We start from the raw sequence: 22,703 nt of genomic DNA, 5'->3' as shown, positions 1-22,703 counted from the left end.
AAAATTGAATAATATTTTTTAAGATATAAATTCTAACTTGTTTATTATTAAAACAAAGGCAAAGTTGCAAACATGCTAAGTCAACTAATAAAAAAACCATCACCAATGATGGTAGGTATTGATATTGGATCGCACTCTATCAAGGCCGTACTTTTAAGTGAAACAGAAACTGGGCTTCGACTAGAAGCACTTGCAATTGAACCTATGCCAAAAGGCGCTATGAGTGAGCGTAATATTCAAGATATTGAAGCAATTGGTAATGTGATAATCAAGTTAAAACGAAAGCTACCAAAGTCGCTAAAATTCGCGTCTGTTGCGGTCTCTGGGCAAACCGTGATTACTAAAGTTATTTTCATGGATGTTTCCTTAAGCGACGCTGAATTAGAGTCGCAGATTGAAATTGAAGCCGACAGCTTAATTCCTTACCCACTAGATGAAGTGAGTCTTGATTTTGAAAAGCTCTCTACAAATAGTGCTGACCCGAGCAAAATAAATGTACTGCTCTCTGCCGCTAGAACCGAAAGCGTTGAAGCCAGAGTCGGTGCGTTAAGTGCTGCGAATTTAACCGCAAAAGTAGTGGACGTTGAAAGCTATGCGCTAAGTCGCGCTATGGATGTTTACTACCAACAGTTACCATCAGATGCATATGACAAAACGGTTGCAGTGGTTGATATTGGTGCTGTACTCACCTTGGTGAGTGTAGTGCAATCTGGTGAGACAATTTATACCCGTGACCAAGTATTTGGTGGCGACCAATACACAAATAGTATCGTTGCTTACTACAACAAAGGCTTTGATGAAGCTGAAATTGGCAAAACAACCGGTGATTTACCTCCAAACTATACATTTGAAGTGTTAGCACCTTTTCAAACATCGTTACTCCAGCAGGTTCGTCGTGCTGTTCAAATGTTTTTAACCACCACAGGTAAAGAACAATTGGACTATATTGTATTGACGGGCGGCTCAGCGATGATTAAAGGCATTGATAGATTGCTGATTGAAGAATTAGGAATACACACAGTTGTTGTTGAACCATTTGATAAGATGGAAATATCCCCTAGAGTTGATCGTAATATAATACAGCGCCACCGCACTCAATTTGCAATTGCGACTGGCCTGGCGTTGAGGAGCTTTTCATCATGCCACATATAAATTTATTACCTTGGCGTGAGCTACAGCGTGAGCAGTCTAAAAAGAAATTTATAACACTTCTTATGGCTGTGGTTATCGTCTGTTTTGCTGGTATGTATATGCTGAGTGTGTTTTATGGTGCTCTAAAAGAAGGGCAAACGTTAAAAAATAATTATCTTAGTTCAGAAATTACAACGCTCGACAATAAAATTCGCGACATACGCGATCTAGACAAGAAAAAAGAAAACTTACAACAACGTATGCGTTTAATTGAAGAGTTACAAAGTAGTCGTAATTTAGGCACTCAAATAATGGATGAAGTGGCAAAAATAGTGCCTGCAGGGGTTTATTTAACCAAGCTGGAGCGCAAAGGTAATCAAATTCATGTGTTAGGCAAAAGTGAGTCTAATAATCGTTTATCTACTATGCTCAGACAGGTACAAAGCTCTTACTTATTAGAGCGCCCGACTATGCAAGGTATTGTTGCCGGCGATCAATCTTCACGTTTACTCAGCGATTTTAATATGGAGTTTTACGTAAAACCATTTGGCAAAATAGGTGAGGTACGTAATGAACCTTGATTTTAAATCGTTTACAGAAATCGATTGGAATGAAATCGAGCTCGATAACATCGGTGAGTGGCCCGTTATTGTAAAAGCAATATGCGGAACTTTTGTAGCTTGTTTGGTGTTGTTTTTTAGCTACAGCTTATTAGTGTCGGATGAAATAGACAGCTACCACAATGCCGTTGCTAAGGAAATTGAGTTACGCACAACCTACCGAACTAAATATGCAGTTGCCAGCAAGCTTGATATTTATCGTGAGCAAATGGTTGAGATGGAAGATAAATTCTCTCAATTATTAAAACGCCTACCTACTTCAAATGAGACGCCAGGATTATTGGACGACCTTTCTTATGTGGGTACTACCAGCGGGTTAACATTTTTAAAAATTGGTTGGTTGCCAGAAGTTGAAAAAGAGTTTTATACCGAGTTGCCAATTAAAATTGAAGTGGTAGGTACTTATCATGAGTTTGGCGAATTTGTAGGGAAAGTGGCTCAACTACCAAGAATTGTCAGTTTACATGACTTTTCTATTTTATCATCTGGCGAAAAGCAGCTAACATTCAGTGTAGTAGCAAAAACTTACCGTTATGAAGAGGGGGTGAGATGATGAAGCAGCTTCTCTTTTTAACCACTGCGATGTTTTTGCTCAGTGGCTGTAACGAGGATACATCGGAGCAAAAAGAATTTATTGATCAGGTTAAGGCAAATACCACGGCACGTATTGAAAAAATACCTGAGCTAGTTAAGTTTGAGCACTTTGAGTATAACGCCAAAGACTTACGTAGCCCTTTTGTAGCGCCAGAACCAGAAATTATTCAAAACAAGCTAACACAAGTTAAAAACTGTCTTCACCCAGATCCAGAGCGTGTTCGTCAGCCACTGGAGAAGTACCCATTAGATAATTTAGCAATGAGGGGCACAATAGGATCGAACGGCAAAACATGGGCGCTCATTACAGCTGCTGATGACACCTTGCACCGAGTAACAATAGGAAGCTATTTAGGCACCTATGACGGAAAAGTAAGCAGTGTTAATAGTGACTATATTGAATTAGTAGAATTAATCCCTGATGGGTCAGGTTGTTGGAAAGAACGTTTGACCAAATTAGAAATGTTAGAGGCGGCAACCAATGGCGCAAATTAATAAGAAAAAAGGTATACCCTATATGCACAAAGGTGAGTGTTCGCATCATCGTATTTTATCTGCTTTATTGTTTGTTTTTTTACTACTAATGACAAAAGCCGTAAGTGCAGCCCCTTTACTCTATGACGTTCGATATAATCCATTGCTTAAAGGTGAAACCGAATTACAGCTAGTTTTTGATGAAGAGTTGCAGCAGCAACCAGCAGTACAAGTTTTTAATAGCCCTGCAAGAATAGAGCTACTATTTGATGGGGTAGAATTAGATGAAGGGTTGACGAATATCGCTATCAACCAAGCTGGTATCAGTAACATCACGAGTATGATGACCAGTGCGGGTTTAAAAGTGACCATTAACTTGGACCGATTAAAAATTTATGAGACTGAAGTAAACAATAATTTAGTTTCTATTAGAATTTCTGATAACCCACTCACAGAGCAAATTTTAACAACCAGCGAAGATAAGCCTGCTTACACGTCTAATTATATTAACGGTATTCAAGCAATTGACTTTCGACGTGGAGAAAAAGGTGAAGCGAAAGTACTTGTTTATCTACAAGATACTCAGGCAGCTGTAGAGGTTCATGAAAGCGGTGGAAAAATCATTGCCGAGTTTCATCATACCGATATTTTAGATGATTTATTGTATGAATTAGATGTACTTGATTTTGGCACTGTGGTGAGCAGTATTGAAACGTTTAAAGAAGATAACCTTACACGTTTAGTGATTGAACCAAACACTGCATTTGCCTATACCTATCAGCAAATTGAGAATATTTTTACCTTAACGGTTGAGAAAGATGAAACGCAAAATGCCTACTTAGATGGTGGTAAAGAGTACTTGGGTCGTCCTATGACGCTTAATTTTCAAGATATCTCTGTTCGTGCTGTGTTACAGATTATTGCCGGTTACAATGATTTTAACTTGGTAACAAGCGACTCAGTGACAGGCAATATTACTCTTCGCCTTGATGGGGTTCCGTGGGATCAGGCGTTAGATGTCGTGCTTAGAATAAAAGGCTTAGACAAACGCATGGACGGTTCTATTTTAATGGTTGCACCATCTGAAGAGCTGGCTGCCCGTGAAGCAAAAGAGTTAAAAGCTAAACAGCAAGTTGAGGATTTAGAGCCACTTTACAGTGAATACATCCGCTTAAATTATGCAAAAGCAGAAGATTTTGCCGACTTATTAAAAACAGATACCAACAGTATTATTACAGCCAGAGGGAGCGTGTCTGTTGATCAACGTACTAATACGTTATTAATGAAAGACACTGCAAAAAGTATTGAAAGTGTTCGTCGTATGGTCGAAACTTTAGATATACCGGTTAAACAAGTGGTTATTGAAGCGCGTATGGTAACCGTACGTGACAACGTAACTGAAGACTTGGGGGTTCGTTGGGGGTTTAGTGATCAGCAAGGCTCAGACGGTGTTTCTGGCACATTAGAAGGAGCTGAAACGATTTCTAATGGTAATATTCCTAGCCTTTCTGATCGACTTAACGTTAATTTACCTGTGGCGAATCCATCGGCAAGTATAGGTATGCACATTGCTAAATTGGCTAACGGAACATTAATTGATTTAGAATTAACCGCCCTTGAAGAAGAAAACAAAGGTGAAATCATTGCAAGCCCACGCATTACTGCTGCTAATCAGCAAAAAGCGCGTATTGAACAAGGTACTGAGATCCCGTATGTGGAGTCAGCTTCAAGTGGTGCAACAACCGTAAGTTTTAAAAAGGCGGTACTAAGCCTAGAGGTGACACCTCATATCACACCCGATAACAAAGTTATTTTAAATTTAATCATTACTCAAGATACCCGAGGGGATACGGTTCAAACAGGTACAGGCCCAGCGGTTGCCATCGATACGCAACAAATTGAGACTCAAGTACTCGTTGAGAATGGACAAACGGTAGTGTTGGGTGGTATTTTCCAACAGCAAATTATTAATTCGACCAAAAAAGTACCTTTATTGGGCGACCTTCCTTACGTAGGAAGACTATTTAAAAGCACAAGCGAGTTCAATGAAAAGCGCGAACTGCTGATTTTTGTCACACCTAAAATCCAAATAGACTAAATATTTAAGCTTATCTAGGTTGAATACCAGCCTAGATAGTATGGGTATGTAATTTAGTTATCGTGGTGTGAACACTCCCTATAAATGTACAATAAGACAGTATATAATTTTGATCATGTACTGTACTGCGGATGTATTTAAGGCTGCGTTTATGTTGTGTGTAATTCAGGCTCTTGTAAAGTTACCATGCAAAAGCTTTCATGAAGCAACAATGTAGTAACCTTAATTGCATAAATTTTAACCCTAGAAGATAAACTTGCCTATAATAAGGTGCTTTTTTGTTAACCAGTGGGTAATTATTTAGTTTAATTGCTCGTTATATGGCTTTTTATCCTAATTGACTTGAAATACCCGACCGATTACTGAGATAATCCCTTTCTTAATTTTGGGGCCAGGTCGTTAGGCGGGGTTTTATTTCAAATTTTAGAGTTCGTTTGTACTAAAAGATATGGCTGAGAAACGTAATATATTTCTAGTTGGCCCCATGGGGGCTGGCAAAAGCACGATTGGTCGTCACATCGCTGACCAATTACACCTTGAATTTGTTGATTCTGATCAAGAAATCGAACGTCGCACGGGCGCAGATATTGCCTGGGTATTCGATCTTGAAGGTGAAGAAGGCTTTAGACTTCGTGAAGAATCTGTTATTGGTGACTTAACCGAAATGCAAGGTATTGTACTTGCAACCGGTGGTGGCTCAGTAATGAGTAAAGAAGTTCGAAACAAGCTTTCGGCTCGCGGTATTGTTGTATACTTAGAGACACCGATTGAAAAGCAAGTTGCACGTACGCAACGCGACAAGCGTCGCCCATTACTGCAAACAGAAGAAGCACCTCGTGATGTACTTGAGCGCTTAGCAGAAGAGCGTGAACCATTATATAAAGAAGTAGCTGATTTTGTTGTACGCACTGATGAGCAGAGCGCGAAAGTTGTTGCTAACCAAATCATCGAGAAATTGGATTTTTAAAAGCCAGTATTAAAAAGGACTAACCCAGCATGCTTGAATTAACTGTTAATTTAGACGAGCGAAGTTATCCTATTTATATTGGCCAATCTGCACTTCAAGATACAGGCCGTCTAATCCATCACATTGGTGATTGTCGGCCTATCATCATTACTAATGAAACGATTGCACCGCTGTACCTTCAACAGTTGCTTGATTCATTAGCACAGCTAAACCCACTGCATTTTATTATTCCAGATGGTGAGCAATATAAATCACTCACTTGGTTTGAAAAAATTTCGGCATTCCTACTTGAGAATAATTGCGGCCGTGACACCTGCTTAATTGCATTAGGTGGTGGCGTTGTAGGTGATTTAACTGGATTTGTTGCTGCTTGTTATCAGCGTGGCGTCCCTTTTATCCAAATACCAACCACTTTATTATCTCAAGTTGATTCTTCAGTTGGCGGCAAAACAGCGGTTAATCACCCGCTAGGTAAAAATATGATTGGGGCTTTTTATCAACCCCAAGCTGTATTTATTGACACACGTTCGTTGCATACCTTACCAACACGCGAGTTTGCTGCAGGCATGGCTGAAGTTATTAAGTATGGCTTGATTTACGATACTGAACTGTTTGCTTATCTAGAGCATAACATCGCTAAATTACAACAATTAGACGAGACGTGTTTACAGCACATCATCTTCAGATGCTGTGAAATTAAAGCGCTCATTGTTGCACAAGATGAAAAAGAGCAGGGTCTTCGTGCGTTGTTAAATTTAGGGCACACGTTTGCGCATGCTATTGAAGCACAAATGGGTTACGGTGTTTGGTTACATGGAGAAGCAGTCGCAACAGGTATGGTACTTGCTGCAAAGCTTGCTTATACTCGCCAAGATTTAACACGAGAAGATGTAGAGCGTATTGCTGCATTAATAGCGCAATATAGCTTACCAATCGAGATACCTAGCGATATGACCAGTGAGCACTTTTTACTGCATATGCGAAAAGATAAAAAGAATAAAAAAGGGACTATCCGATTCATTTTACCCACCGAATTTGGTCAATGTGCATTAGTTGATGATGTGTCTGATGATCAAGTCAGAGCATTGATCGAGCAATAAATGCAGTCACAAATTTTACCGAGCCGTGCGGCTTTGGTGGATAGAATCGCATTGCAATTTGAATATGGTCAAAACCTAATTGTTTTGTTGGGCACTTCTGGTTTAGGTAAAAGCTATTTGCTTGAAACCTTCATCACTGATAAATATAACGATTTTAATAAAGCGTTTGTGCAAGTTGGCGCTCAAATGACTGATGTGCAATTGATGACTCAATTATTAGAGCAAAGCTTTAATGCCCCTTTAATTGATCACAACCTGAGCTTTTCACAAAACTATTATCAATTAGCGAAGCAACAACAATGCGGCGCGTGTTTATGGGTTATCGATGGCGGCAGGCACCTATCTGAAGAACTAATTGCAGAGCTCGAGCTGTTATCAAAAAGTGCGCCCAATGTGCTTTACATTATGATTGCATCGCAATCTAAATTGCCGTTTAAAGAGGTAGTTAATATTCATTTAGAGCCATTAAACTTGGTTGAAAGTAAGCAGCTAATGGGATGGTACTTCACGGCGCTACCTTATGATGAAGACCCTGTATTTAAAACCTTTTTAGTTGAAGCCCAAGGTAACCCAAGTCTTTTATTAGCCTGGCAGCCTAGCGAACAAGTTGCTGATATTATCGTAAAAGACAAAGTATCTTGGCGCTTACAGTTGCTCACACTATTACTCATAATTATGTTATTGATTATTGGCGTTGTATACAAAGCTGATATGACCCAATGGTGGAAAAATGCTAATAGTCAAAGCGATGAGCAAGTCCTCACAACCGCTATTACAACCGAGCAAGCTATTCAAAATAAACAACAACCGGTTAAATCATCAACCCTGTTTACTTCGCCACAGCCTATAACTAAAGAGCCAACTACAGATGAGAGTGCCCACAATGACGTGCCAGCAATTGTAGGAAGTTTAACGGAGCCATCGACTTTAACTGAACAAGAAAAGCCAGCACCGCCGCCGGTTGAAGAAGCCATTAGCGTACCTGAGGTGGTAAAGCAGCAAAGCCAAATAGTAAAAATACCCAGTAACTGGTACCTAGAACAACCTGAAGATAATTTTGTTATTCAGCTATTAGCCGTAACTCAGCAGCAGGTAGGCAATGAGTTTATTGCTGAACATAAGCTAGAAAGTATTACCAATACATATCAAACTAAGCGAAATGGTAAAATATGGTGGGTGGTAACAACAGGCAGTTTTGCTAACTTAAATGAGGCAAAACAAGCACTGCAAGCACTCCCCGCTGGAGTAAGAAAAAATAAACCTTTCTATAAAAAAATTAGCAAAATAAAACAAGAAATTGCACGAGTTGATCAGTAAACTCAGTGACTTTAGTGTAAAATCGCGCAACACCGAATTGAAGTAAAGAGCCAATGCAGCAAAAGAGTAGAGCCTTCCTTAAATGGGCTGGCGGAAAATACAGCCTCGTTGAAGATATTAACGCGCGACTAAATCAAGCAAGTAAACATGCAGATACCTTGGTTGAACCTTTTGTTGGTGCGGGCTCAGTGTTTTTAAATAGTAATTTTAAACACTACGTACTTAACGATATAAATGCTGATTTAATCAATTTATATAAAGAGCTTAAACGTTCGCCGGATGAGTTTATTAGCGATGCAAAAAAACTATTTGTTGATTTAAATAACCATCCAGATGCGTATTACGATTATCGTGTGCAGTTTAACCAAAGCAGCGATGTGTATGAGCGAGCTATTTTATTTTTATATATGAACCGCCATGGTTATAACGGATTATGTCGCTATAACTTAAAGGGCATTTTTAATGTGCCTTTTGGTAAATATAAAAAGCCTTATTTTCCTGAAAAAGAAATGTACTTTTTTGCCAACAAAGCACAAAAAGCAACATTTACCTGCTTAGGCTACGATGATGTATTTAAACTGGTCCCTAAAAATGCGGTGATATACTGCGATCCGCCCTATGTGCCATTAAGTAAAACCGCATCGTTTACCTCTTACGCTAAAGGCGGATTTAACTTAGATGATCAGGCTAATTTAGCTAACTTGGCTGAGCAAGCGGCATTTGAGAATAACACGCCAGTCCTTATTTCAAACCACGATACCGTGTGGACACGCAAAATTTACAGTCAAGCATCACTGGATAAAATTCAGGTTAAACGTACGATTAGTCCAAAGGGCGGTTCACGAAATAAAGTGGATGAGCTAATGGCTATGTATTTAGCACCGAAGTCACGGTTGCATAAATAGCCAGTACAAATAATACAAACAGTACTACGGCAATAGCTATTAGCGTAATTGGAGAGTGGTGCTTAAAGTCTGTTTTGCGCTTATCTTCAGATTGAACACCAAAAAATGCAGCCAGTACGCTTTGTAACGCGCTAAAAAAGTGCTGCATTTAATTAAAATAATGGCTTGATTGAAGAGGGCTTGTGTTTGTCATCAGTACCCGTTAACAACTCTAGCAAGTCTAAGTAATGAAACTGAGCGCTACGGCTATCACCTGTTAACCAAGAGGCCCAAGACGAATCCTCTTCAATTTGAATGCAACGGGTTGCGCTATTATTAATAGCGTTGGTTTGCTCTTTATGAAGACAAATGTTGGCTGAGCCTAAATCTTGCTCAGTATTTGAGCAAAGCGATGTTGCTCCAATAATAACACTTACCGACGTGATTAATAATCCAATTTTAAAAGCACGCATAATATAAACCTAATAATTTAGTTCTTTGCCCAGCATAACAAAAACTGCTTAAATAATACACTTTATTTTTGTTATTGTTTATTTGTATTGTGTTTTAAATACTGAGTGGCCCCCGCTTAAAAACTGATTCTTTTTTTAATTATAAAGCCTACATCCTCAGCAGGTTATTCTTTTTCATGAATAGCCACAATAAGGCTTTAACATTACTTATTTGGCGCTATTTTTAAAGGTGCTACTTGGGTAACTTCGCTAATTAAGTTACATTAACGGCATAAATTATTCATTAACGGATTAGCGATGCTCAACTGTGAACAAAAATACTTAATAGCGCCCTCAATATTATCTGCAGACTTTGCACGATTAGGCGAAGATGTCGACAAAGTGTTAGCCGCAGGTGCTGATGTCGTTCATTTTGATGTAATGGATAACCATTATGTACCTAACTTAACGATTGGCCCAATGGTATGTAAAGCACTTCGCGACTACGGGATTAAAGCCCCGATTGATGTGCATTTAATGGTAAAACCGGTAGATAGCTTAATTCCACAATTTGCCAAGGCGGGTGCATCAATTATTACCTTTCACCCAGAGGCGAGCGAGCATATTGACCGTACTTTGCAATTGATAAAAGATGAAGGTTGCCAAGCAGGCTTAGTGTTCAACCCTGCAACGAGTTTAAGTTACCTCGATCACGTAATGGATAAAGTAGATGTGATCTTATTAATGTCAGTAAATCCTGGGTTTGGTGGGCAAAGTTTTATTCCACAAACACTCGAGAAACTGCGAGAGGCAAAACAACGCATTGTTGAATCTGGACGTGATATTCGTTTAGAAGTAGATGGCGGTATTAAAGTAGATAACATAGCAGCGGCGGCTGAAGCGGGTGCAGATATGTTTGTTGCAGGCTCAGCTATTTTTAATCAGGCTGATTATAAAACGGTGATTGATGAGATGCGTCAGCAATTAGAAAGTGTTGAATAATGAAATATGATGCAGCGTTTTTTGACTTAGACGGCACCCTAGTTGATAGCGTGTACGACTTGTATATGGCTTTAAATTTAACACTTAGCGATTTAGCGTTTCCAATTGTCAGTCAGCGATTAGTTGAAAGTTGGGTGGGTAACGGCATTGAGGTGTTAGTTAAACGAGCCCTTTGCGGCGATATGCAAATTAGTGAGCATCTCGATGAGGCTTTAAGCGAACGAGCTATCAATCTGTTTTATCAACATTACAGTGAGCAGATCGGTGAATACAGTGTGTTATATCAGCATGTTGAAACTGGTCTTGCTGCTCTCAGTGGTATGCCTAAAGCACTTATTACTAATAAAGCACGCCGCTTTACTGAAATGCTTTTAGATAAGCTCGCTATTCGCAGTCATTTTGAAGTGATTGTTTGCGGTGACGACATGGCAAAAAAACCGTCACCTGAGCCGCTATTATTTGCTTGCGATGCATTAAATATAACGCCTGATAAAGCGATTATGATTGGTGATTCAAAGAGTGACATACTCGCAGCGCAAGCCGCTAACATTGACGTGATAGCGCTTACTTATGGGTATCACCAGGGAGAGCAGTTAGCGGATTATAATCCGCAGTACCTATGCGATAACTTCTTAGCTATAATACCGACACTAACACAGCGTTAAGCATTTTTAATTAAGTAAAAATAAAGGAAAATCATGAGTAAACCAGTAGTATTAAGTGGCATGCAGCCAACCGGTGGTATGACAATAGGCAACTATGTTGGCGCTATTAACCAGTGGGTTAAGCTACAGGAAGAATATGATAGCTACTTTATGCTTGCAGACTTGCATGCAATTACCGTACGCCAAGACCCTGAATTATTGCGTGCTCGTGTACTCGATGGCGTTGCGTTATATACGGCATGCGGTATTAACCCAGAAAAAGCGGCGTTATTTGTACAATCTCAGGTACCTGAGCATGCGCAACTTGGCTGGGTATTAAACTGTTATGCGCAAATGGGTGAGCTTAATCGCATGACCCAGTTTAAAGATAAGTCGGCAACGCATGCTAATAATATTAATGTGGGGTTATTTGCTTATCCGGCTTTGCAAGCGGCTGATATTTTACTGTACCAAGCAGACAAAGTACCTGTAGGTGAAGATCAAAAACAGCACCTTGAACTAACGCGTGATATTGCAACTCGCTTTAATAATGTTTACGGCGATATTTTTACGCTGCCAGAACCGTATATTCCAGAATTTGGTGCGCGAGTCATGAGCCTGCAAGATCCACTGAAGAAAATGTCTAAGTCAGATGAAAATCCAAATGGCTTTATTATGATGTTAGACGAGCCGAAAAAGATTGAGAAAAAGCTTAAAAAAGCAGTTACCGATTCTGACGAGCAAGCGCGTATTTACTTTGATCGCAAAGAAAAGCCAGGTGTATCTAATTTACTTACGCTACTAAGTGTGGCAACTAAGCGCTCAATTGAAGAGTTAGTCCCTGAATACGAAGACAAAATGTATGGCCATTTGAAAAAAGACACCGCAGCAGCTGTTGTCAGCATGATTGAGCCAATTCAAACACGTTTTAAAGAAATTCGTGAAGATCAAACACTTCTTAATGACATCATGAGAACAGGGGCTGAAAAAGCCAGCGCGCGTGCAGAAACTACATTAAAAGCAGTTTATGATGCGGTTGGGTTTATTCCACGCCCATAAGCGCGTTAATTTGCAGATACAAAAATGCCGCTAATTTAGCGGCATTTTTTATATCACGCTGATTAACATTAAAAAGCCAAATATAAATAGAAGTGACATTGCTTGCTTGTCTGTTTTATCCATCAATCGGCCTCAGCAGTTGTTTTGGAAGTTGTATTGTTAATATCAACTAAAGATACTTGGTAGCCTTTACTCTCAAGTAATGTCAGTAAGCTATCTTCTCCGGCGAGGTGTCCTGCGCCCACAAGTACAAATTCACTTTTATCGTTTTTAAACATTTGTTCTACTTTAACTAGCCAGTTATTGTTTCTATCGGTCATTAATTGTTTATAAGTTGCAGGATCATTTTTTTGCATCGGTTCAAGTGCTACTGTATAGAGCGATTGTGTATCACCCTCACGCCAAGCTGAGAGTAATTTTTTAAACATCACACCGTAATTATCAAACCCAGCTAAATTATTTTTGATAAAGTCATTTTCGTTATGTTCACCCATAGTCTTAAATAACTCTAACTGAAATGCCATCGTCTCTAAGTATTGTTGTTCTTTATTATCTAATGTCGCTTTTTTAGTAAAGTAAGCGTCAACGCCTTCACCCATTAAATTTTGTTTTTGCAACTCCATCGACATCAGCACAATACTAACCATTGCTGGGCGAAAGTTATCTAATTTATTCAGATTTGCACCAAATTCAGCCAGCTTGTTTTCTAATGCGAGCTTTACCTCTGGAGTTAGCTTTTGGCTCAATGTTTCATTATTTTTATAGGATAGTGCGCTCAACATTTTCATTTGTGCTTGTGCATCGCTAGGATCAGGTATTGGTGCTTCTAATACAATAGTATCTGCTTGTTTATAGGCGTGGTTAAACTCCACTGGTAGAGGCATTTCTGATTTCGGTAAAATGTGTACTGTGCCGCCAATAAATAATGAGTCATTTCCTTTGCTTACCTGCCACACTGAGCTTTGTGCTTGCACAGTCGTTGCTAATAAGCAGCTGCTCAATAATACAGTTGCTGAAAATACTTTTTTAGTAAATGCGTTCATAACACTTCCTTAATGAAATTTTATTTATTATTGATTGGTTAAAATAGTGCTTATATAAGTTGTTAGTGATGACGTTATTTTCGAAAGGTTGCTATCAATTTTTGCGTTCATCTTGTTTATAGAAGATTCAAAGTCGGCCGTTATTTGATTCTCTATACTAGTAAATAATGTTTCAGTGTTTACTTCATGCTTAATGAGTGAATCGGTGTTTGTAGCATAAATTATTTGATTGCTATTGATGACTATTTCACCGGCTGCACATTGCCCTGAATTAGCTAATAGCGTGTTGCTTTTGCTTTCTGTAGCGACTGCAGAGGCTGTACTAAATACTGTTGCTAATATAATTACGGGTAATACTTTTTTAGTTGCGTTATTCATAATGAAACCTTTTTTATGTTTAAAAGTCAGCTTAATTAACATTTAAAAGTCGTGTTCAGTAAGCTGCTTGTTGATGACGTTTTAAAGAATATCGCTGAATTTACCGAGAGTCGCTTATCTAGTTGTGAGTGATTTATTCATAAGAATTTTTATTTTTTTATTGTTTTAAATTAAAGTGTTAGCCTTAAACCTTATCTGCAGAAATAAGGTTTCTAATTCACCTAACTATATTAAAAAGTGTACCTGTGATAGGGTTAGTGAAAAATAAAAATACGTAAACACTATGAATTATCAAATCGGACCTTGGCAATTTATTAGTAATCGATGTGTGATTACTTCAAACAACATGGAAAGGGAATTAGACCCACTTTTAGTAAAGCTATTACTGTATTTTATAGATAAGCCTCAACAAATCGTTTCCCGTCAAGCGCTAATAGAGAGTGTGTGGCAGCAAAGCTTTGTAGACGACAATGCGATTAATCGTGCTATTTCAGAGTTAAGAAAGCAGCTTGCTCACCCCATTGAAAAAGCGCCGCTTTTGAAAACGCATTACCGTAAAGGGTACAGTCTAACCGTCATACCAGAGCGCTTAACGCAAGCAAGCGTTTTTGAAGAGCCTGTAAACTTTTTGCCTGACTCACCGGATATTTCTGCAAAAAATGAAGAGGTAGTGACTGCAACTACTTCTCAACCGGTTCAAAGAACGAATAGTAAAAAGTTTTTGATCTATTCTTTAGTCGTCATTATTTTTATATGCTTTTTAGTATGGTTTGGGTTGTTTTTTATTAATGCACCTTCTAGCGAAAAGATTAAACAGATCACGGTAAATAAGGTAGCAAGTACGTGGAATATTGGCAGCGAGGTTCACCCCGAGGTATCTTCTGATAAACAGTTTTTAGCTTACACTAATATAGAACCTGAAAATGACGTAATGCATGCATTTGTTAAGCGTCTTTCAGATCAGCGAGAGATTGAAATTACCTATCCAGGCTTTCAGGTGTCTATTTTATCATGGCAGTTAAACCAGCACTCAGTGCTATTACAAGCTACCAATTTAAAGCAGCAAAAGTGCGAAATGGTACTTGTTGATTTAAGCCAGTTTCCTGTTATTGGGGAGGCTACCTCTATTAAAAAGTGTGACCTTAGATATACAGGTTATGCGCAAGTAGACGAAAGTGGTGAACATATTTATTACACCGAATATAAAAATGAGCATGAAGGTTCAGGTTTATATAAATTTGATTTAGAACTTAAAAAAGAATTCATAGTGATCCCACCACCAGGGGTAATGTATGGCGTAATCATGCCGCGTTTATCTCATTCTGGTAATAAAATAGCATATATACTTAGTCAAAAGGGTAAGCCTTTTTCTGTATTTAGTTATAACTTTGAGACCCATGAAACCAAGCGGTTATTTAAAGCAGAAAAAAGCACGATTAGCTTTGCATTTGATTGGCTTGCTGACGATAAAGGCGTGATTGTATTTGAAGGTTCTGAGCTTTCAACCATTATGTTTGATGAAAAAAACATTGTTAAACATACGCTAACAGTAACCCCAAAGATAAATCCTTATTATATAGCGGTTCACTCTGCCAATAGTCTTTTTTATTCAGAGAATAAAACCCAATCATACTCGCTAATTAAAGCAACAGACCCTTTTGGCGATACACCTAAGTATGAAACGCTCTATAAAAGTGATAAAGACGACTACAACATTATTGAAATAGTTAATAAAGAAGGGCCTGCGCATGTTTTCGTATCTGAGCGTTCTGGCAGCAGTCAATTATGGCTCTCTCAAAATGGTTTTACAAAGCAACTTAGCTTTTTTAATTATGATGATGCCCCTTCGACTTTTGCATTAGGAATGCTCAGAGCTTCTTCCAATAAGCAGCACATAATGTTCATAAAAAATAAAAGCTATTCACTTTATGACGTAAACGCTCAAAAATTTTATCCGTTAGAAGAATTTAATAAGCATAAAATAATAAGCTATATTTGGTCAAAAAATAACGAAAGCATTATTTATATTAAGCGACTTGGTTCAAAAAATATATTGGCAGAATTTAATTTACTCACCCGCGATACACGCGTGATAGAAGGAATAAAAGCGAGTAAACTCATTTCAGATAGTAAAGGTAACGGATACGTAACCAATGATAATCAATTAATTCGCCTTTCAGATAGGCAAAGCTGGGAATTACCTAAAAATGCCAAAAAGTCAGTTGCATATGGCATTAGCAAAAACTATTTCTATTATTCAGATTCTATTTCTAGAATCGCTAGGCTAAATTTACAAGATCAAACCATACAGGATACACACGTGGACTTTCGACCTATTGGTTTTGAGGTAAACGAAAGCAATGAAATATTGTTTACGGGATCTAAGTATAAAGATATGCAAATAGTACAAATTAGTTGGAGCGAATAGCGCTATTCATTATGCCGAGAAAGCCAGCGCGCGTGCAGAAACTACATTAAAAGCAGTTTATGATGCGGTTGGGTTTATTCCACGCCCATAAGCGCGTTTATTTGCAGATACAAAAATGCCGCTAATTTAGCGGCATTTTTTGTATTTTAATGTTTTGTAGCAGAAATACCGGCAGACTCACAGGCTCTAACTATAAATTTATAACCGTAAGGCATGCTTTGATCAGGCGTTATTTCAATAATTTCGTAATCATTGAGTTCGATTGACTTACTCTCTGTTGATTTCTTACAGCGTGAATAACTGTCTGCTTCATAACTATAGGCAAATATGGCAATTAAGCGCTTACTACGTTCAAAGTAGCCTTTAGTATCTAAAAACTGCCTAACCGTTTGAGTGTTCTCATCTTCGCCTTCTAAGCGAATACCAAATGTTTTTGTCTGAGCGCCGTCATTGTCTGAAGAGGGGAGTTTTTTCTCTATTTGCTCACTCAATTTTTCTATGGCTTGCTCTTGCTCAGCGGGGGATTTATTTGCGAGCGATTGGCTATTTTCAAAGCTATTTACTATATCGTTTAATACTTTTTCAGGCGGTTTTTCATCAATAAATGCAATCAGACTTACAAACACTACCGTCGCTAAAAAAAAGCGGGTTAATGCAGTTAGAAGTGGTGAGTAGCTTTGGCTAATAAACTTTATGCGATCAGATCCAAATGGCTTGATTAGTAATAACACTATGATGTAAAAAGGCAAAATAAGTTGTAAGCCGAGCAGTGTTGCCAGAGTTATTCCTAGTGTCCAAGGCGGTAAATATAATAAAGTGGCAAAGTTATGAGTGTAATTAAAGTGATTAGCTGATACCTGAGTGACTTCATTTACAATGCCACTAGCACTTGCTAAAACAAAGTTAGCAATACTGGCATAAAATACCAAAATAAGTGCTTTACCGGCGAGTGAATTCCATAGTTGATTAAACTTAGGCCAAAATTCTATGATCAGCGCAATAATAGTAATAGTGGCACATAGCCACGTTAACTTAAAAATGGCTAGAGTTATAAACGCAAGCAGATAAAGTTTTTGCGCGGTGTTAAGGTTAAACCATATGCTTTTTATATGGCTAAGCAGTTTAACTTGGTGTGGTTGCCAGCTTTTTTGCTGTTGCTTAAACTGCTTATTAGCACGCCATTTTGCAATTTTTAAATACCTTAACACCGACTTTCCTTATCTAAAGCGTATTACCGTTATTTATTTAATAACGGTTTTAAGTAGTGCCCAGTATGAGAGCGCTGGCATTCAGCCACTTCTTCTGGTGTACCTGCAATCAGTATTTCACCGCCGCCAGCACCACCTTCAGGGCCTAAATCAACGATCCAGTCGGCTGTTTTGATGACATCTAAATTGTGCTCAATCACTACAATGGTATTGCCATGATCGCGCAGACGATGCAGTACTACTAATAACTGCTCTATATCTGCAAAGTGCAGGCCTGTTGTTGGCTCATCTAATATGTATAGCGTTTTACCGGTATCACGCTTAGAAAGCTCACGTGCTAACTTAATTCGCTGTGCTTCACCACCAGAAAGTGTTGTAGCGGCTTGGCCTAAGCGGATATAAGAAAGTCCAACATCCATTAGGGTTTTAAGTTTGCGTGCTATGGCCGGTATTTTATCAAAGTAGTCATGGGCATCTTCAACGGTCATATCGAGCACTTGGTTGATGTTTTTGCCTTTATATTGTACTTCTAAGGTTTCGCGGTTATAACGTTTACCTTTACATACATCACACGGCACATATACGTCAGGTAAAAAGTGCATTTCTACTTTAATAACGCCATCACCTTGGCATGCCTCACAACGCCCACCTTTAACATTAAAGCTAAAGCGACCTACTTTGTAACCACGTGAACGGGCTTCTTGAGTACCCGCAAACAGTTCACGAATACCGGTGAAAATACCGGTATAAGTTGCAGGATTTGAACGCGGTGTGCGGCCAATAGGACTTTGGTCAATATCAATCACTTTATCAAAGTGCTCAAGGCCTGCAATTGACTTGTAAGGGGCCGCTTCTGCAGTTGTGGCGCCATTAAGCTCAGTGTGAGCGAGTTTAAATAAGGTGTCGTTAATGAGTGTAGATTTACCTGAGCCCGATACACCGGTAATACAGGTCATTAAGCCAAAGGGTATTTTTAAATCAACATTTTTTAAGTTATTACCGGTAGCGCCAAACAGCTCTAACCATTTATCGTTAGTAGCATGGCGCTCTTTAGGTACTTCAATTTTACGCACCCCCGATAAAAACTGACCGGTAACCGAGTCTTTGCTCGCTAAAATATCATCGCGTGTACCTTGAGCAATAACATGGCCGCCATGGACACCAGCACCCGGACCAATATCAATAATATGATCTGCCGCGCGGATCGCGTCTTCATCATGCTCTACAACAATAACGGTGTTACCTAAATCACGTAAATGCACTAAGGTTTTTAATAAACGGTCGTTATCACGTTGGTGTAAACCAATAGATGGTTCATCTAAAACATACATTACACCTACTAATCCAGCGCCAATTTGACTCGCTAAACGAATACGCTGTGCTTCACCGCCAGAGAGCGTGTCGGCGCTGCGCTCAAGTGATAAGTAATTTAGGCCAACATTTATTAAGAAAGATAAACGATCGCGAATTTCTTTTAAAATCTTCTCCGCAATTTGGCCTTTTTGCCCAGTCAAATGCAAGCCTTCAAAAAAGCTCATTGCCTCACCAATACTCATATGTGTGATGGTTGGTAAGTTAGTTTGACCAATAAATACGTTACGTGCTTCTTGGCGAAGGCGCGAACCTTTACAACTAGGGCACGCTTGACTAGTTTGATACTTAGCTAGCTCTTCACGCACAGAGTTTGATTCAGTTTCGCGGTAGCGGCGGTTCATATTATTTAACACGCCTTCAAATACATGATTACGTGTAATTAAATCACCGCGGTCATTACGGTAATTAAATGCAATTTTAGTATCACCCGAGCCATCTAGAATAATTTTCTTATGTTCTTTAGCTAGTTCCTGATAAGGCACATCTAAATCAAAGTCGTAATGTTGTGCAACTGCTTGCAACATTTGATAGTAGTAAAAGCTGCGTTTGTCCCAACCTTTAATTGCACCGCCAGCTAAACTTATCTCAGGGTTATGAACCACGCGATTAGGGTCAAAGTATTGCCTTACACCTAAACCGTCACAGCTTTGACAAGCCCCGGCTGGGTTGTTGAACGAAAATAGACGCGGTTCAAGCTCTGTCATCGCATAGCCACAGGTTGGACAGGCAAAATTTGCTGAAAACAGCATTTCTTCAGCATTGCTATCGTCCATAAACGCAATGTTGGCAACGCCGCCTGACATTTCAAGTGCTGTTTCGAATGATTCCGCGAGACGTTGTTGCTGGCCGTCTTTGACTTTAAAGCGATCAACCACGACTTCAATTGTGTGCTTTTTATGTAGATCTAGTGGTGGTGGATCAGATAGGTCGCACACTTCGCCATCAATACGTGCGCGAATGTAGCCTTGGCTTGCAAGCTGCTCTAATAGCTTTACATGTTCGCCTTTACGGTCTTTAACAACAGGCGCCAAGAGCATTAACTTTGTGCCTTCAGGCAGCGCCAGTGCGGTATCGACCATTTGGCTGATTGTTTGCGCCGCGAGCGGTAAATCATGAGTCGGACAGCGAGGTTCGCCAACGCGTGCAAACATCAAGCGTAAATAATCGTAGATTTCAGTAATAGTTCCCACGGTTGAACGTGGGTTATGCGAGGTTGATTTTTGTTCTATGGAAATAGCAGGAGAAAGGCCTTCAATATGATCTACATCGGGCTTTTCCATTAATGACAAAAACTGCCTTGCATAAGCAGAGAGTGATTCAACATACCGGCGTTGCCCTTCTGCATACAGCGTATCAAATGCAAGTGATGACTTTCCTGAACCAGATAAGCCAGTAATAACAATTAGTTTATCACGTGGGATGGTTAGGCTGATGTCTTTTAAATTGTGCGTGCGGGCGCCTCGGACTTCAATGTTTTCCATGCTATCTCGTTTATTGCCAAAATTATTTGTTCAGTATCGCATAATACGCTGCAATATTAATCCTTGATCATCGAAAAAATCCTTAGTTATAGACGATTAATTATTGCCAAGCTTGTGATAGAATCCTTGCCTAATTTTTTAACACAGTAAGATCACGCATATAATGACCGCATCTTCACTTAATTCACGAGAAAAACGCGCTGCCGTATCGTTAGCGAGTGTGTTTGCATTTAGAATGCTCGGCTTGTTTATGCTGATGCCTGTTTTAGCTATTTATGGTCAAGAGCTTGAAGGCTTTTCACCTATCTGGATTGGTTTTGCAATTGGTGCGTATGGTTTAACTCAGGCCGTATTACAAATCCCAATGGGGAGACTTTCCGATAAAATAGGTCGTAAAAAAGTCATAGTCGGTGGTTTGGCGGTGTTTGCTTTAGGTTCGGTAATTGCCGCTTTGGCAGAGTCTATTCAAATGGTGACGGTAGGGCGTGCGTTACAAGGCATGGGAGCTATAGCCAGCGCATTATTAGCGTTTGCATCAGATTTAAGCCGTGATGAACAGCGCCCCAAAGTTATGGCGGTGATTGGCATGAGCATCGGCATGAGCTTTGCGTTTGCGATGTTATTAGGGCCTATAGTGGCAGCTTCGTGGGGCATTGCAGGCGTATTTTGGCTAACGGCTATTTTGGCTGTGTGTGGTATTTTTATAGTCACTATGCTCGTTCCCAGTGCAATAAATAAAGCCCCTAAAGGCGATACGCTTGCCAGTTTTAGTGACATCAAAAAATTGATTAAACACCCACAGCTGGCACGTTTAAATGCAGGCGTATTATTGCTGCATCTAACATTAACGACTATTTTTGTAGTATTACCAAGCCAATTAATTAAAGATGGCTTAGTGGCCGAAAACCATTGGCAGCTTTATATTCCGGTTTTATTTTTGGCGTTTTTTTTAATGGTGCCAGTAATGATAGTGGCGATTAAAAAAGAGAAAGAAAAACAAGCCTTTATTGGTTCTGTTATGGTTTTAATAGTCAGCATGTTAAGTATGTCTATGTGGGCAAACAGCGTTGTTGGTATTGCGGTTTGTATGCTGTTATATTTTGTTGCGTTTAACTTTTTAGAAGCCACTATGCCGGCTCTTGTGTCGCGTATTGCTCCAGCAAGCCAAAAAGGCTCAGCCATGGGGGGGTATTCATCGAGCCAGTTTTTAGGCGCTTTTTTAGGCGGCATGCTTGGCGGGTATGTAGCACAAACAACTAGTACGCAAGCTGTGTTTGCGGCGGCGGCACTTGTTGGGGTAATATGGCTTATTATTGCGTGGAAAATGCAAGTCCCACCGAAAAGCAAAGTTATTAGTTTAATGACCCAACTAGATTCTGAAGAGCAGGCACAAACACTGGCTTCTCAGTTAGTTGCTTTACCCGGCGTAATAGAAGCAACCGTAGTTCGCGATGAAAGTCGTAGCTACTTAAAGATTAATGATAAAGAATTTGACCTAGACCAAGCCCGAAGAGTGGCTGGTTTAATCTAACGTTTATAGGAGATGGTTCCATGGCACGCGGTGTGAACAAAGTAATTTTGGTTGGTAATTTAGGGCAAGATCCTGAAGTTCGTTACATGCCTAATGGTAATGGTGTAGCAAATATTACCTTAGCAACTTCAGATAGCTATAAAGATAAAAACACTGGCCAAATGGTTGATAAAACTGAGTGGCACCGTGTGGTATTTTTTGGCAAGTTAGCTGAAATTGTGGGTGAATACTGCCGCAAGGGATCACAAATTTACGTAGAAGGTAAACTTCAAACCCGTAAATGGACTGATCAACAAGGCCAAGAAAAATACACCACAGAAATCGTTGTCGATGGCTTTACGGGTCAAATGCAAATGCTAGGTGCACGCGGTGGCGATCAACAAAGTGGTGGCTATCAAGGTAACCAAGGTGGTCAACAAAGTAGTGGCTATCAAGGCAACCAAGGCGGGCAACAAAGCGGTGGTTATGGTCAAAATAACCAAGGCCAAAATAGCCAGCAAGGCAGTTATGCTCCACAGCAGCAATCTGCACCTGCTCAGCAGCCAGCACCGCAGCAAAACAACCAATACCAGCCACAGCAGCAAGGTGGTTTTGCACCACAACAAAATAGTGCACCACAACAGCAAGGCGGGTTTGCACCTAAGCCACAAAATGCACCGCAAGGTGGCGCATCAAACCCTATGGAACCAACAATCGACTTTGATGACGATATCCCGTTTTGACCTAAGACAAAAAGCAAAATGTTTAAAAGTTTTCTAGAAAGCCGCTATTAAGCGGCTTTTTTATTAAAAAAATGACCGTATTCCATTTCTACAGTTTTTAAATCTGAATAAACACTTCCTAAAGTAAACATATGAATGTGTAAAAAGCACTGTGATACTGGTGTTTTTATTTTTTAAGCCAAGCCCTCCTTTGTTC

General features: G+C 39.5%; 21 protein-coding genes. 15 read left to right on the top strand and 6 right to left on the bottom strand.

Annotated features, from left to right (window positions below; genetic code table 11):
* The first annotated feature begins 72 nt into the window (after positions 1 to 72).
* From QL984_RS06030 to QL984_RS05990, 9 genes are all read left to right on the top strand, one after another.
* Positions 73 to 1,152: a pilus assembly protein PilM gene (locus QL984_RS06030; RefSeq protein WP_013463905.1), complete on the top strand. Its 1,080-nt coding sequence runs from the start codon at positions 73 to 75 to the stop codon at positions 1,150 to 1,152.
* Entirely contained in the window at positions 1,140 to 1,712 is a 573-nt protein-coding gene (locus QL984_RS06025) for a PilN domain-containing protein (RefSeq protein ID WP_008115031.1), read from the top strand. Before QL984_RS06030 ends, QL984_RS06025 begins: the two co-directional genes overlap by 13 nt.
* Positions 1,702 to 2,304, top strand: coding sequence for a type 4a pilus biogenesis protein PilO (locus QL984_RS06020; RefSeq protein WP_008115035.1), 603 nt, complete (start codon positions 1,702 to 1,704; stop codon positions 2,302 to 2,304). Before QL984_RS06025 ends, QL984_RS06020 begins: the two co-directional genes overlap by 11 nt.
* Positions 2,304 to 2,840 carry a pilus assembly protein PilP gene (locus QL984_RS06015; protein ID WP_008115036.1) on the top strand — a complete coding sequence of 179 codons (537 nt, stop codon included), beginning with the start codon at positions 2,304 to 2,306 and terminating at the stop codon, positions 2,838 to 2,840. Before QL984_RS06020 ends, QL984_RS06015 begins: the two co-directional genes overlap by 1 nt.
* The gene (locus QL984_RS06010) at positions 2,827 to 4,917 is read left to right on the top strand and encodes a type IV pilus secretin PilQ family protein (RefSeq protein ID WP_013463907.1); all 2,091 of its coding nucleotides are present in this window, start codon (positions 2,827 to 2,829) and stop codon (positions 4,915 to 4,917) included. The genes QL984_RS06015 and QL984_RS06010 overlap by 14 nt, the downstream gene beginning before the upstream one ends.
* Before the next feature lie 448 nt (positions 4,918 to 5,365).
* Positions 5,366 to 5,884 (top strand): shikimate kinase AroK, encoded by a 519-nt coding sequence (aroK, locus tag QL984_RS06005; protein ID WP_008466255.1) that lies wholly within the window; start codon positions 5,366 to 5,368, stop codon positions 5,882 to 5,884.
* Positions 5,885 to 5,913: 29 nt separating this feature from the next.
* Complete coding sequence (aroB, locus tag QL984_RS06000) at positions 5,914 to 6,984, top strand: 3-dehydroquinate synthase (RefSeq protein WP_008115047.1); 1,071 nt, start codon at positions 5,914 to 5,916, stop codon at positions 6,982 to 6,984.
* Complete coding sequence (locus tag QL984_RS05995; protein WP_128583454.1) at positions 6,985 to 8,301, top strand: AAA family ATPase; 1,317 nt, start codon at positions 6,985 to 6,987, stop codon at positions 8,299 to 8,301. It begins immediately after the preceding gene.
* Positions 8,302 to 8,354: 53 nt separating this feature from the next.
* On the top strand, positions 8,355 to 9,206 hold the full coding sequence (locus QL984_RS05990; RefSeq protein ID WP_008115051.1) for a Dam family site-specific DNA-(adenine-N6)-methyltransferase: 852 nt from the start codon (positions 8,355 to 8,357) through the stop codon (positions 9,204 to 9,206).
* Here the strand turns inward: QL984_RS05990 and QL984_RS05985 are convergent.
* Complete coding sequence (locus QL984_RS05985) at positions 9,169 to 9,354, bottom strand: DUF2970 domain-containing protein (protein ID WP_013463909.1); 186 nt, start codon at positions 9,352 to 9,354, stop codon at positions 9,169 to 9,171. The two genes, QL984_RS05990 and QL984_RS05985, sit on opposite strands and share 38 nt — an antisense overlap.
* A 4-nt stretch (positions 9,355 to 9,358) precedes the next feature.
* On the bottom strand, positions 9,359 to 9,658 hold the full coding sequence (locus QL984_RS05980; RefSeq protein WP_008115055.1) for a hypothetical protein: 300 nt from the start codon (positions 9,656 to 9,658) through the stop codon (positions 9,359 to 9,361).
* A 297-nt stretch (positions 9,659 to 9,955) separates the two neighbouring features.
* Here QL984_RS05980 and rpe point away from each other — a divergent pair, with 297 nt between their 5' ends.
* The 3 genes from rpe to trpS are packed head-to-tail and all read left to right on the top strand — an operon-like array spanning position 9,956 to position 12,342.
* A complete protein-coding gene (gene rpe, locus QL984_RS05975) occupies positions 9,956 to 10,639 on the top strand; it encodes a ribulose-phosphate 3-epimerase (RefSeq protein WP_096038101.1) in 684 nt (227 codons plus the stop codon).
* Positions 10,639 to 11,304: a phosphoglycolate phosphatase gene (locus QL984_RS05970; RefSeq protein WP_028834493.1), complete on the top strand. Its 666-nt coding sequence runs from the start codon at positions 10,639 to 10,641 to the stop codon at positions 11,302 to 11,304. The genes rpe and QL984_RS05970 overlap by 1 nt, the downstream gene beginning before the upstream one ends.
* Before the next feature lie 33 nt (positions 11,305 to 11,337).
* Complete coding sequence (gene trpS, locus QL984_RS05965) at positions 11,338 to 12,342, top strand: tryptophan--tRNA ligase (protein ID WP_008115060.1); 1,005 nt, start codon at positions 11,338 to 11,340, stop codon at positions 12,340 to 12,342.
* Between the two features lie 122 nt (positions 12,343 to 12,464).
* Here the strand turns inward: trpS and QL984_RS05960 are convergent, their stop codons facing one another.
* Both QL984_RS05960 and QL984_RS05955 read right to left on the bottom strand, forming a co-directional pair.
* Positions 12,465 to 13,385 (bottom strand): TraB/GumN family protein, encoded by a 921-nt coding sequence (locus tag QL984_RS05960; protein WP_036955772.1) that lies wholly within the window; start codon positions 13,383 to 13,385, stop codon positions 12,465 to 12,467.
* A gap of 27 nt (positions 13,386 to 13,412) precedes the next feature.
* On the bottom strand, positions 13,413 to 13,763 hold the full coding sequence (locus tag QL984_RS05955; protein ID WP_013463912.1) for a hypothetical protein: 351 nt from the start codon (positions 13,761 to 13,763) through the stop codon (positions 13,413 to 13,415).
* Between the two features lie 283 nt (positions 13,764 to 14,046).
* On the opposite strand from QL984_RS05955, the gene QL984_RS05950 reads away from it, so the two are divergent.
* Positions 14,047 to 16,191, top strand: a complete 2,145-nt coding sequence (locus QL984_RS05950; protein WP_036955775.1) for a winged helix family transcriptional regulator — start codon at positions 14,047 to 14,049, stop codon at positions 16,189 to 16,191.
* Positions 16,192 to 16,337: 146 nt separating this feature from the next.
* On the opposite strand, the gene QL984_RS05945 is transcribed toward QL984_RS05950, so the two are convergent.
* Both QL984_RS05945 and uvrA read right to left on the bottom strand, forming a co-directional pair.
* Positions 16,338 to 17,399, bottom strand: coding sequence for a hypothetical protein (locus QL984_RS05945; protein WP_013463914.1), 1,062 nt, complete (start codon positions 17,397 to 17,399; stop codon positions 16,338 to 16,340).
* Positions 17,400 to 17,428: 29 nt separating this feature from the next.
* Entirely contained in the window at positions 17,429 to 20,254 is a 2,826-nt protein-coding gene (gene uvrA / locus QL984_RS05940; RefSeq protein ID WP_024602149.1) for an excinuclease ABC subunit UvrA, read from the bottom strand.
* Between the two features lie 163 nt (positions 20,255 to 20,417).
* On the opposite strand from uvrA, the gene QL984_RS05935 reads away from it, so the two are divergent.
* Positions 20,418 to 21,785, top strand: a complete 1,368-nt coding sequence (locus QL984_RS05935; RefSeq protein WP_024602150.1) for an MFS transporter — start codon at positions 20,418 to 20,420, stop codon at positions 21,783 to 21,785.
* 20 nt (positions 21,786 to 21,805) lie between these two features.
* Positions 21,806 to 22,507 (top strand): single-stranded DNA-binding protein, encoded by a 702-nt coding sequence (gene ssb, locus QL984_RS05930; protein WP_024602151.1) that lies wholly within the window; start codon positions 21,806 to 21,808, stop codon positions 22,505 to 22,507.
* The last annotated feature ends 196 nt before the right edge of the window (positions 22,508 to 22,703 follow it).

Source organism: Pseudoalteromonas sp. APC 3495, from assembly GCF_030407645.1.
Lineage (GTDB): Bacteria > Pseudomonadota > Gammaproteobacteria > Enterobacterales > Alteromonadaceae > Pseudoalteromonas > Pseudoalteromonas tetraodonis.
The sequence above is the reverse complement of the archived record's forward strand: the minus strand, read 5'-3'. Positions and strand labels throughout refer to the sequence as shown.